Source organism: Pectobacterium peruviense, from assembly GCF_003312355.2.
GTDB classification, from domain to species: Bacteria; Pseudomonadota; Gammaproteobacteria; order Enterobacterales; family Enterobacteriaceae; genus Pectobacterium; species Pectobacterium peruviense.
The window spans coordinates 4049004-4061700 of sequence record NZ_CP161826.1 but is presented as its reverse complement, the minus strand read 5'-3'; the positions used below and the strand labels follow the sequence as shown (position 1 = coordinate 4061700).

The 12697-nt window shown below is 52.8% G+C and carries 9 protein-coding genes; 3 read left to right on the top strand and 6 right to left on the bottom strand.

Annotated features, from left to right (window positions below; all coding sequences use genetic code 11):
- Positions 1-81 precede the first annotated feature (81 nt).
- Complete coding sequence (locus DUT67_RS18285) at positions 82-456, top strand: hypothetical protein (RefSeq protein ID WP_048258818.1); 375 nt, start codon at positions 82-84, stop codon at positions 454-456.
- On the opposite strand, the gene DUT67_RS18280 is transcribed toward DUT67_RS18285, so the two are convergent.
- Complete coding sequence (locus tag DUT67_RS18280) at positions 449-1936, bottom strand: mannitol dehydrogenase family protein (RefSeq protein WP_113633008.1); 1488 nt, start codon at positions 1934-1936, stop codon at positions 449-451. The genes DUT67_RS18285 and DUT67_RS18280 overlap by 8 nt on opposite strands.
- A 320-nt stretch (positions 1937-2256) precedes the next feature.
- On the opposite strand from DUT67_RS18280, the gene DUT67_RS18275 reads away from it, so the two are divergent.
- Positions 2257-3537, top strand: coding sequence for an O-acetylhomoserine aminocarboxypropyltransferase/cysteine synthase family protein (locus DUT67_RS18275; RefSeq protein ID WP_048258820.1), 1281 nt, complete (start codon positions 2257-2259; stop codon positions 3535-3537).
- Between the two features lie 61 nt (positions 3538-3598).
- Here the strand turns inward: DUT67_RS18275 and DUT67_RS18270 are convergent, their stop codons facing one another.
- The 4 genes from DUT67_RS18270 to nifJ all read right to left on the bottom strand — a co-directional run bounded on the left by DUT67_RS18270 (position 3599) and on the right by nifJ (position 10035).
- Positions 3599-4690, bottom strand: coding sequence for a L,D-transpeptidase family protein (locus tag DUT67_RS18270; RefSeq protein ID WP_048258821.1), 1092 nt, complete (start codon positions 4688-4690; stop codon positions 3599-3601).
- A 181-nt stretch (positions 4691-4871) separates the two neighbouring features.
- Positions 4872-5669 (bottom strand): deaminated glutathione amidase, encoded by a 798-nt coding sequence (locus DUT67_RS18265; RefSeq protein WP_113633007.1) that lies wholly within the window; start codon positions 5667-5669, stop codon positions 4872-4874.
- 21 nt (positions 5670-5690) lie between these two features.
- Positions 5691-6227 (bottom strand): cytochrome b561, encoded by a 537-nt coding sequence (gene cybB, locus DUT67_RS18260; RefSeq protein WP_113633006.1) that lies wholly within the window; start codon positions 6225-6227, stop codon positions 5691-5693.
- A gap of 274 nt (positions 6228-6501) precedes the next feature.
- A complete protein-coding gene (gene nifJ, locus DUT67_RS18255) occupies positions 6502-10035 on the bottom strand; it encodes a pyruvate:ferredoxin (flavodoxin) oxidoreductase (RefSeq protein ID WP_113633005.1) in 3534 nt (1177 codons plus the stop codon).
- A 586-nt stretch (positions 10036-10621) separates the two neighbouring features.
- Between nifJ and DUT67_RS18250 the strand changes: the two genes are divergently transcribed.
- The gene (locus tag DUT67_RS18250; RefSeq protein ID WP_113633003.1) at positions 10622-11047 is read left to right on the top strand and encodes a hypothetical protein; all 426 of its coding nucleotides are present in this window, start codon (positions 10622-10624) and stop codon (positions 11045-11047) included.
- Positions 11048-11125: 78 nt separating this feature from the next.
- Here the strand turns inward: DUT67_RS18250 and DUT67_RS18245 are convergent, their stop codons facing one another.
- Positions 11126-12694: a glycoside hydrolase 43 family protein gene (locus DUT67_RS18245; protein WP_113633002.1), complete on the bottom strand. Its 1569-nt coding sequence runs from the start codon at positions 12692-12694 to the stop codon at positions 11126-11128.
- Between the last annotated feature and the right edge of the window lie 3 nt (positions 12695-12697).

Below are 12697 nucleotides of genomic sequence, written 5' to 3'. Positions count from 1 at the left end.
AACGCATTGACCTCAGAGAGGAAATGTCGTCATCATCCCGCCCAGTTTACTTTATCGTATTCCCTCATCAGGAGCCGTAACGTGAGTCATTTGCTGGTCTATGCCATTATTTATGTGATTTTTATTGCTGTGGTTGGGTTGTTTGCTTTTCAGGCCTGGTTGCCTTCTTCTGCGCCGCGTGGATTGAGAGATCGTGCAGGTATTCTGGTCGGGGTATTACGGTGTGTTACGTTGTTTCTTGTCGTTTCCGCGTTGCAGATTCTGTTTCCCAATTCGCTGCTGGATAAGCTTGTTTGGCTGGTGGCCGCAGCGATGTTAGTGATCGCGGTTATCGGCGGGGGAATGAGCTGGTCATCGCTGCCGTGGTTGGATGAAACAAAAGGTAAAAGCCGCACTCTATCACTGGGTGCCCAAAGTGCGGTATATCTTGTGTTGCTTGGGTTTATCGTTATTTAAAGTCTTGTACCAGTGCAGCTACGGTGTTCTTTGCGCCGTGATCGCGCAGCTTCAAATAAGCCTGTGCGATAGCGTTAAATACATCGTGGTTTGCAGGCAGATCCTCACCAAAAATAGAACGAATATTGAGAAACGCACTGACCCGCTCGGCGCTATCTGACGTCTCTGCAACGATGTATTCGAGCTTCTCCGCTAGCGGATCGCGGATTTCGATAGGATTACCTGCATCATCTTTTCCACTGACATAACGCATCCAGCCAGCGATCCCCAATGCCAGAACACGATAGTCCCCTCCATTACGCACATGCCAGCGTAGGGATTCCAACATGCGCTGAGGTAGCTTCTGTGAACCGTCCATCGCGATTTGCCAGGTTCGATGCTTGAGCGCTGGATTAGAAAAGCGGGTAAGTAGCTGAACAGCGTAGTCTTTCAGATCGATATCCACCACGCTGAGCGTCGGTGCCTGCTCCAGCAGCATCAGATGAGACACAGTCCGACGATAATTCTCGTCATTCATACAATCGCTGACGTGATCATAACCGGCGAGATAGCCCAAATAGGCTAAAAACGAGTGACTGCCGTTCAACATGCGCAGTTTCATTTCTTCAAATGGCAGAACATCCTGCACCAGCTGTACGCCTGCTTTTTCCCACTCTGGTCGTCCGGCCGTGAAATGATCTTCAATCACCCATTGAATAAAGGGCTCACAGGCTATTGCGCAGGGATCGGTTACGCCAAGATGCTCGGCAATTTCCTGCAATGCTTCAGGCGTCGCAGCAGGGACAATGCGGTCCACCATCGTATTTGGGAAGGATACATTAGCCTTGATCCACTCGATCAGATTCTGATCGTTGATCCCCGCAGATTCCAGCACTGCGTTTTTGGCCGTTTTGCCATTTTCCGGTACGTTATCGCAGGACAGTACGGTGAACGGCGCGATCCCACGTTCGTGACGCAGGCGCAGCGCTTCTGCCAGTAACCCCGGTACGGAGGCGGGATGTTGGGGATCGATAAGATCCTGTTGAATCAATTTATTGTTACGATCCAACTTGCCGCTTGTTCCATCCATGCAATAGCCTTTTTCGGTAATTGTCAGGGAAACGATGGCAGTTTCTGGCGCAGCGAGTTTCTCAATAATAGCGCCAATGCCTTCTATTTTGGCATGTAACGATTCGCACACGGCACCGACGACAATCGGCTGATTGCCCGTTGCGGCTTTTTCCAGTACGGTAAACAGATGATCCTGCTGACGAAGCGCATTGATCATGGTGTCGTCACTGAATAGCACGACTTCACAAATTCCCCAGTCTCCTCCCACCATATTCAGCACGCGATCGGTTAGCAGCGCCTGATGAGCGCGATGGAAAGCGCCAAAACCGATATGGACGATGCGCGGCTTCAGCGCCCGGCGATTGTAGTGAGGGAATTGAACGTTAGCGGGCAATTCGCAGGTGGCGATATTTTTTATTTTATCAGTCATTTATTGCGCTTTCGGGTGGGTGATCCATGACGTTAAAAGTAGCTGTGATTTACGGGCGGTGCAATACGCGACGCGCAGATAGGTTACGGTGCGCACGTTTTTTTCTCTGCGCAAATTTTAGCGCTTTTTCAGATTAGGTTCAGCGGCAGTGTGCGGTTTTGTGAGGGGGCTCCAGCGTAATAATGTAACGCTGAAATTTAGTCTTGTTTTTACTAACTTATCTCCATTTCTTCTACATCATCAAGTGCCTTTCCCGATTGCAGTCTGCTATTTTGTTTCGATATTTCCTCACTCCAACGATCAACAAAAAGGCCTGTAAGATGAAACTTGAGTCCCTCGCGCTACATCATGGTTATGAATCTGAAGCGACAACGAAGTCCGCCGCAGTGCCGATTTATCAAACGACCTCTTACACTTTTGACGACACGCAGCACGGTGCCGATCTGTTTGATCTGAAGGTGGCGGGCAATATCTATAGCCGTATCATGAACCCGACGAACGCGGTGCTGGAACAGCGGCTTGCGGCTATTGAGGGCGGGATCGGTGCGCTGGTGCTTTCATCCGGCATGGCGGCAATTGCCTATTCGCTTCAGGCACTCACGCAGGTTGGGGACAATATTGTCAGCACCAGCCAACTGTATGGTGGCACCTATAACCTGTTTGCTCACACGTTGCCGCGTCAGGGTGTTGAAGTGCGAATGGCTTCTTTCGATGATTTTACGACGCTAGAATCGCTGATTGATGAGCGCACCCGCGCCGTTTTTTGTGAATCTATCGGGAATCCGGCGGGAAATATCGTGGACATTGCTAAAATCGCGGAGATTGCACATCGCCATGGTGTTCCGGTGATTGTTGATAACACCGTGGCGACGCCCGTGCTGTGCCGACCTTTTGAGCACGGCGCAGATATCGTCGTTCACTCGCTGACCAAATATATTGGCGGTCATGGCACCACGATCGGCGGTGCGATTATCGATTCTGGCAAGTTTGACTGGGTCGCGAATAAAGCACGTTTCCCGTTATTGAACGAGCCTGATCCTTCTTATCACGGTGTGGTGTATACCGATGCTTTCGGTCCCGCGGCCTATATCGGACGCTGCCGTGTGGTGCCGCTGCGTAATACTGGCGCGGCGCTTTCTCCTCACAGCACGTTCTTGTTGTTGCAGGGATTGGAAACGCTTAGCCTGCGTGTTGAACGCCATTGCAGCAATGCGGAAGCGTTGGCTGGCTACCTGAATCAGCATCCTCTGGTGACTTGGGTGAACTATGGCGCATTGCCAGATAGCCCTTACAAGGAAAACTGCGACAAAATTACCTCGGGTAAGGCGTCTGGAATTATCAGCTTTGGCATCAAAGGTGGGAAAGCATCGGGTGGCCATTTTATTGATGCGCTGAAGATGATCTTACGGCTGGTCAATATTGGCGATGCTAAATCGCTTGCGTGCCATCCGGCGAGTACTACGCACCGGCAGTTGAATGCGGAAGAGCTGGCGAAAGCGGGAGTGAGTGAGGATCTGGTTAGAATTTCAGTCGGCATTGAACATATTGACGACATCATCGCTGATGTGGCGCAGGCGCTGGAAGCCTCGCAGAAAAGTTAAACAGTAGAGTGTTTGAGAAACACGTTGGAAACCTGAATCGGTTTCCAACGTGTCATAGCGATTACGAACGGTTAGCGTTGGCTTCTGTCGTAGTCGTCTGTGGCTCAACGGGGGCCGCGTTTTGTACTGCATTGAGGCTGTCTTGCAGCTGTGCTTCCGGGGCTTCTTGTTGTGTTTCTGGTGTAGCAGGTGCTGCAGCAGATTCAACTGGGATTGCCGGTGTGGCTTGTTCGATCAGACCATTGATTTTGGTCGGCATACCAGAACGTACCTGGATTGCCTGATCGACTTCGCTCGTGTTCACGCTAGCATCAGCCAGAACCTTGCTCACTTTTGGCGTCATGCTGATCGGTGCCGGAGAATCAGAATGGAATTCTTCTACCGTACGGGACAGTGGATTGTGAACTTCGACATAGCGTGAACCGTCCGGCTCAACAGTGGCTTTCACGGGCTCGTTGATGAATTGAACACGTGTACCGACTGGAACATGGTCGAACAGGTATTTGATATCATCAGCACGCAGACGAACACAGCCGTGGCTTACGCGCAGGCCGATACCGAAATTGGCGTTGGTGCCGTGGATCGCGTACAGGTTGCCGATGTACAGCGCATACAGCCCCATTGGGTTATCTGGGCCAGCTGGGAAAACTTTTTGCAACGTTTCGCCGCGTGCCGCATATTCTGCGTGCATCTTCGCGGTTGGTGTCCAGGTTGGACCCGCTTTCTTACGCTGAACGGAGGTTGTCCAGTTAATCGGCGTATCTTTACCTAACTCACCAATCCCGATTGGCAGCACGATCACGGTCTTGGAGCCTTTCGGATAGTAGTACAGACGCATTTCTGCGCTGTTGATGACAATGCCTTCACGCGGTGCATCCGGCAGAATTAACTGATGAGGAATCACCATTTTGCTGCCGGGAATTGGCAGGTAAACGTCCGCATCTGGGTTGGCTTCCATCATATTGCTCAGACCCATTTGGAACTGTGCGGCAAAATGCTCCAACGGCTGCGTGCTATCTGCCGGTACGGTGATTTCCAGATTCTCGCCTATCAGTCGGCTGTTAGCCGCTGGCAGGGGATAAACAACGGCAAAAGCGGCCTGGCTGAATGTGGCGGCTGCAAGAACTAAAGTAAAGATCGCGCGAATACTCATTTTCATTTCTTTATTTGAGTGATAAATGCGCCTCCGAATAGGGAGGCCGGGCTGCTAAGGTCGATAACGACCGGATGCGCATTATATGTGCAGAATGGCCTTTGAGGGAAACAACATGTGCAACTAATCACACTTTTTGACGCACCAATGAGAAAGCCGGTTTATCGAGTATATCGCTAACTCAGTTTTCTCCTTCCAGCGTGGGTTTTTGAAAGCGGCGATTAGCCAGTACTGGAAGAGCCCGACGAGCGTACGCCAGCCGTTCTGGCTCAATGTTGGCATAGATAAGAGCGGGTGTTTCCGGTGCCTGAACCACGACAACGCCCAGAGGATCGACAACCATGCTGTTGCCGATATTCTTGACGCCGCATTCGCCAACAGCAACGAGATAAGTGGTGTTTTCGAGTGCTCGTGCGCGCACCAGTAGCTCCCAATGCACTTCTTTCAGCGGCCCCTTAATCCAGGCGGAAGGGAGGACGAGTACGTCTGCGCCGTCCAGCACCAGACGGCGAGCAAGCTCAGGGAAGCGAATGTCGTAGCAGGTCATCAACCCGACGTTTAGTCCGGCGATGCTCAACAGCGGTGGAATCGCTTCACCTGCCAGTACATTTTCCGACTCTTGTACGGAAAACGCATCATACAAGTGCAGCTTGCGGTATTGAGCGATGATCTCGCCATTGCGCAGCGCCAGTAGCGTATTCCAGACTTTCCCTTCTCCGTTCGGGATATGCACACACAGCATGGTCGTCAGGTTGTTGCCCTTGCTGGCTTCCAGCAGATGCGACACAAACGGGCCATCAAGCGGCTGAGCGGCGGTGAGCACCATGTTGGGGTTGGTGATATCGCGAGCCAGCACGCCTTCAGGCAGCACCAGCAGATCGGCACCGTTTTGCTGTGCTGCCGACATGAATTCAGCGATTGTTGTGGCGTTTTGTTGCCACTCGCGGTCAACGGCGAATTGTCCCAGCGCGACTTTCATTATTGATCCTTCTTTACCTGATTAATCACGTTTGGCTGGCATCATGCGCAGTAGCGTGTTGTCTTTCATGACATAGTGGTGGAGCAAGGCTGCCGCGGTATGCAGTGCAATGAGCCAGTAGCCCAACGGTGCCAGCGTTTCATGCCAGCCAATCAGTGTTTCAGCGAGCTCGAAATTCGGCGTAGCGGATGTTGGCATTCCGATACCAAAAAGCATCCAGTCGCGGCCGTTGTAGTAGCGTGAGGCAACGCCCAATATCGGCAGTGTGATAAACAGCAGGTAAATAACGGCATGAGTGAGTGAACCCAGTGCACTCTGCAAACGGGACGGCGGTGGGGTAATCGCGGGTGAGGTATGCCGATGGCGTAAGAACAGACGAGCCAGCATGAGAACCAGTATGGCTACGCCACAGCTAAAGTGCGTCACGATCATCACGGTGCGCAGCAGTGAACCTCGTTCAGCAAATCCGCGTAGTTCTATCGTGGCATAGGTAACAACGAGCAAAATAAAAACCAGCCAGTGCAGTGCAATCTGCGATGGTGCGAACTTTCCTTTCATGTTTCATCCTCTGCAACGTTGAGATCGATTTAACACCGTAACGAGCGAATAATCCCATAAAGTATAAGGTAACGCGCTTCTTGTCAGCCCTTCTTTACCCTGCCTGACAAACTGGATTACCCGCGTTGGATTTTTTGGTATTAATCCCAGTTTGCTGCTCCGTTTGTCGTAGGGATCAGCAGATAAAATCGCATTGATGAGCCAGTACAAAGGGGAGCGTGAGAGTAAACGCAGAGATAAAAAAACCGGCCGAAGCCGGTTTGGAGGGAAAAGGTTATTCCTGCGGGTTTTTCTCTGCCTTGCCTGCCATCATGGTCAGGAAGTCAAAGCGACGGCGCAGATCCAGTTCTGCCTCTTCATAGAGCCGCGCGGTTTCTTCCGGCATCATGCTATTCAGGCGGCGGAAGCGTTGTTCTTTCAACAGCGTTTCGCTCAGGCTGCTTGATGGCGGACGAGAATCCGTCACTAACGCGGCTTTACCTTCTTCGGTGCGACGTGGGTCGAAGCGATAGAGTGGCCAGAAGCCGGTAGCCGTCAGTTGACGCATCTGATCGTGGCTGAATGCCAAATCGTAGCCGTGTTCTTCACACGGGCTGTAGGCGATAATCAGTGACGGACCCGGCCAGGCTTCGGCTTCCTGAATCGCTTTCACGGTCTGGTTCAACTGTGCACCCAGCGAGATCTGCGCGACATACACGTGACCGTACATCATGACGTTGATGCCCAGATCTTTACGCGCTTTGCGTTTACCTTTCTCACCAAATTTGGTCACTGCGCCCAGTGGTGTCGCTTTGGACTGTTGGCCGCCGGTGTTGGAATAACATTGCGTATCCAGCACCATCACGTTGACGTTTTCGCTCAGGCTCATGACGTGATCTAACCCGCCGTAGCCGATGTCATACGCCCAACCGTCACCACCGATGAGCCAGATGGATTTATCGACAAAGTGGTCGGCTTCGCTCGCCAGCACCTTGGCGTCAGTATCATTGATGGCTGTCAGCAATCCACGCAGTTGCTCAATCTGCTGACGGCGCAGATCGGGCGCGATAGACTCTTCCTGCAACGCACTGACCAGATCCTGCGGTAGCTGCGGTGCCAGTTTATTGAGCAGGCGCGCGGCGCGCTGACGGTGTTGATCGACGCTCAGACGGAAGCCCAGGCCGAATTCGGCGTTATCCTCGAACAGCGAGTTAGCCCAGGCCGGACCGCGACCGTTGGCATCGGTAGTCCACGGCGTGGTAGGCAGGTTACCGCCATAAATAGATGAGCAGCCCGTCGCATTCGCTACCAGCAGACGATCGCCATAGAGCTGCGTTAATAGTTTGATGTACGGCGTTTCGCCACAGCCGGAACAGGCACCGGAATACTCGAACAGCGGTGAAATCAGCTGAGAAGTACGGATATCAATACGTTCCAGCGTGGATTTGTCGATTTCCGGTAGTTGCAGGAAGAAATCGAAGTTCTCTTTTTCCACCGTCAGGTTATCCAGACGGGATTCCATATTGATGGCTTTGATTTCTGGGTTCTGACGGTCTTTGGCCGGACAGACTTCCACACATAAATTACAGCCGGTGCAGTCTTCTGGGGCGACCTGCAATACGTATTTCTGGCCGCGCATGTCGCGCGCTTTCACATCCAGTGATTGCAGTGAAGCTGGTGCATTCTCCATCGCATCTGGCTGGACAACTTTGGCGCGGATGGCCGAGTGCGGGCAGGCGGCGACACAGTGGTTACACTGCGTACAGAGCTGCGGCTGCCATAGCGGAATCTCTTCCGCGATATTACGTTTTTCCCACTTGGTGGTGCCGGTTGGCCAGGTGCCATCGGGTGGGAGGGCAGAAACGGGCAGCGTATCACCCAGCCCAGCCAGCATCGCGGCTGTGACGGTCTTGACGAAATCAGGTGCGGCGTCGGAAACCACTGGTGGCCACTGCGGGCTGTCTGGGTTGACGGCTTCTCGCGGGACTTCTGCCAGTGCTTCCAACGTGGCGCTCAGCGCCTGCCAGTTACGTTCAACCAGTTCCTGACCTTTACTGCCGTAGCTCTTGGCGATGGCGGTACGCAGTTTTTCTACTGCGACATCCGCTGGCAGAATCTGTGACAGGTGGAAGAACGCCATCTGCATGACGGTGTTAATACGCGCACCCAAATGGCATTCGCGGGCAATTTTAGCGGCGTTGATACAGTACACGCGTGCGTTGCGCTGATTCAGCCCTGCCTGTACTTCCTGCGGCAAACGGTGCCACAGATCGTCGCTGCTATATGGCGAGTTGATCAGGAAAACGCCGCCGGGTTTCAGCCGCTCGACCATGCTGTATTTGTCGATAAACTGCCACTGATGACAGGCGACGAAATCGGCCTGATCGATCAGATAGGCTGAGTTGATCGGGTGTGGGCCAACGCGCATGTGGGAAACGGTGAGGCTACCGGCCTTTTTCGAGTCATAAACAAAGTAGCCTTGCACAAACATCGGGGTGGTTTCACCGACGATTTTGATCGCATTCTTGGTCGCAGAAACAGTGCCGTCACTGCCCAGACCGTAGAACAGGGCCTCTAGTGATGCGCTGCTTGGAAAGTGCTGCTCTGGCAATGGCAGGGACAGATTAGTGACATCGTCATAAATCCCCACAGTAAAGCGAGGTCGTGGGTTAGCGAGTGCTAACTCATTAAAGATTGCCTGTATGCACTGCGGGGTAAATTCTTTGGAAGACAGCCCGTAACGTCCACCAATCACGCGTGGCATAAGTGAACGCTCACCAGCGGAGAACGCCTCGGCTAGCGAGGTCATCACATCGAGATACAGCGGCTCTGCCAGTGCACCTGGCTCTTTAGTGCGATCCAGTACTGCAATGCTCTTCGCCGTTTGTGGAATGACGGCCAGAAAATGTTTGGCAGAGAACGGGCGATACAGGCGAATTTTCACCACGCCGACTTTCTCGCCGCGCATCAATAGCGTATCGACCACTTCTTCGCAGGTGCCTACGCCGGATCCCATAAGGATGACGATTTTGGTCGCTTCCGGGTGGCCGTAATATTCAAACGGTTGGTACTGGCGTCCTGTCGCGGCAGCGAAATCGTTCATTGCCTGCTCAACGTGCCCATAGCCTGCGTCATACCACCGGTTAGTGGCTTCACGTGCCTGGAAGAAGGTATCTGGGTTAGAGGCGGTACCACGAATTACCGGACGTTCCGGTGTGAGTGCTCGCTCACGGTGAGCATCAATGGCCTTCTGTGGCAGAAGCTGAAGGAGCACATCATCACTCAGCGGTTCAATCTTATTAATTTCGTGCGAGGTACGGAAACCGTCGAAGAAATGAATAAACGGCAGACGGCTGTTCAAGCTGGCGATGTGCGAAATCAGCGCAAAATCCTGTGTTTCCTGCACATTGCTGGCACACAGCATCGCGCAACCCGTCTGGCGTACGGCCATGACGTCCGAGTGATCGCAGAAGATGGACAGTGCATGCGTCGCAACCGTACGCGCCGCGACGTGCAAGACGAATGGGGTTAGCTCACCGGCCAGCTTATATAGCGTTGGGATCATCAGCAGCAGACCCTGCGATGAGGTAAACGTGGTGGCGAGTGTGCCCGTCTGCAATGCGCCGTGGACGGTAGCGATCGCGCCGCCTTCCGATTGCATTTCAACAACGCGGGGCGTGTCTCCCCATATATTCAGCCCGCCGTCGCTCGACCACGCAGCCGCGTGCTCAGCCATGCTGGAGCTGGGAGTAATGGGGTAGATGGCGATGACTTCATTGCTTCGCCACGCCACAGAGGCGACTGCGTTATTACCGTCGGTGGTGATCATGACCTATAGCCTTCTTGCTCACTAAGCCTTTCATTTTACATGGTCTTTTCGGGCGATGAAAATGACTTGGCATAAACGAAAATACGATTTTTATCGGAGGATTATCGCATTTCAGGAAAAAAGAGGGTGGAACGATGTATGCAGAGTTGTATCAATATGTGTTTTATCTCCGCCATACTTCAAGCTGCATGTGCGTTGGCAATACTCGGCTCATCTCTGAGCCTCGCCCTAGCGGGCCGCCGCAAGCGGCGTTCAAATTGGCTACGCCGATTTGTCCTCGCTCACCCCAGTCACTTACTGGTGTAAGCTCCTGGGGACTCGCTGCGTCGCCGCCTACCTGCAACTCGAATTATTTAGGAGATGCCCCGTCATACTTCAAGCTGCCTTTCTGCGCGTTGCTTTCGTAATGAGGAAGAGCCCGCGTTTCCGAAAGATGGGCGTTATTATACACCTCAGCGCTGGTTGATGTCTTTTTGTACCTCTTCAAGAGTACGGGTGCGTGATTTTGTTTGCTCATTACTGTCATGACAGGTAGCGTGCTTATACTAAAATAACATCTGCAATGAATGTATGAAGGAACCGAACGATGGCAAATGATGAAATAAAAAATAAATTGGTTTCCGTACTGGCTTCACAACAGGCGCAGGGAAAAACGCCAGAACAGGCCGTCGAACACATCCTTCAGGCATTGGGTGGGCGAGCGGGTGATGTGTCCAGGATTTCAGTTTTGACGTCGACATTAATTGCTGATGTGCTTTATACCGTGTATCAAGATGCGATAACACACCAAGAGATTGCGGTGATTTTACGCAAACTGTGTTACGCCGCTCGCGATATTGCCGTCGCATCACACGCCATCTACCCTCAGTTGACGGTGCAGGAAATTGGCCAGCTTTTGCAGAGCCCAGAGATTTATCCGACGATCGATCGCGCCGCGCTACTCGATGCGTTGATCTACGCAAACTTTTCCAAAGCGGAAGGCGAGCAGGCTGCTGATGCTCTCGGTGTTTAATACCAGAGCGATTCGATACCAGAACAGTACCGAAGAGTAGACAGCCAGACTCGTGATTTTCCTATAGCCGCTAGCGGACTATTGTTCGATAGCGGTGACTTTAACGTCCTTGACCCAAGCGTGACTCCCGCTATTTCCTGATGCCGTCGTCAGGGCGTACAACCCCACTTTAGCGCCGACCCACTTGCCAGGGCCTGCGGCGAAATGTTCGTCAAGCGTACAGTATTCCCCGTTATCGCCCAGCCAGGCGAACTGGCAAATAGCATTCTGCCGCACGGTGACGCGCAGGGTGATGTTCCGCTGTCCGGGCAATACGGCCAGAGGTTTCTGATATTGCTCCAACTGCTGTGCGTCACTCATCCAGCCAAATCCAGTCACTAATTCAAGGCCTTCCGCACTTTTCTCAACGCCGAGAAAAGCGAAGCGTTCGCCATAAATAATCAGGCCGCAGCGATCGCCTATCTGCTCAAGAACCGGTGTCAGGTGTGTCGTCACCACGAATTCTTCTGCTGGAAATTTTTGCATCAGCAAATTAGGGACGTCATACCATGACGGTTCGCCCGCGCGGACAGGCATAGGCTGACAGAATAACTGGAGCCCCGGCTGAGTGAGTGTCAACCAGCGTGCGTCTGGGTTTGCTTGCCACTGCCATTGCTTTCCCAGTGTGACTGAAGAGAAATCGTCGGAGGTTAATGGCTGTTGCATGGCAACAGGAGTATTAACACGAGGTTTGAGGGCTTCCAGCACCGGTTGTCCTAATCCCTGAGAATTATGCTGTTCGCCGATCAGCGGCCAGTCATCCTGCCAATGCATCGGCTGCAGATGGACAACCCGGCCATAGGCATGGCGATCCTGAAAATGCACGAACCAGCTTTCGCCGTTATCTAATTCGACCCAGCCGCCCTGATGCGGGCCATTAACTGAAGTGGTTCCCTGATGCAGAACGATCTTGCTCTGCCACGGCCCATTCAGCGAACGTGCGCGCAGCACTGTTTGCCAGCCGGTGGGAACGCCACCTGCTGGGGCGAAAATGTAATACCAGCCGTTGCGCTTATACAGCTTCGGCCCTTCGATGGTTGGCTGTGTTGCCCGACCATCGACAACGATCCTTCCTTCATCAAGCAGAGATCGGCCATCTTCTGCCATTTTGCACAGTTGCAGCAGATGTTTCTTGCCACTGCGGCTGAAGGCGAAAGCGTGGATTAGCCACGCCGTGCCGTCATCGTCCCAGAACGGGCACGGATCGATCCAGCCTTTAACCTGCTTCAGGCAATGCGGTGTGCTCCATTTACCTCTGAGATCGTCAGCCTGTGACATAAAGATCCCTTCGTCGGGCGTGCTGAAAAACACCCAGAACTTTCCAGCATGATAACGAATGCTGGGGGCCCATACGCCTTTGCCGGGTTGAAACTGTTCATATCCTGGTAGATCAAGTTGGCTGAATACGTGATTGATCAGTGTCCAGTTCACCAGATCCTGAGAATGCAGGATTGGTAACGCAGGCATGTGGTTAAAGCTGGACGACACCATGTAAAAGTCATCGCCGACGCGCACGATGTCAGGATCGGAATAATCGGCGCATAAAATCGGATTTTTATAACGTCCATTGCCCAAGTCTGGGTTCCAGGGAGAATGTGTTGTATTCATGTC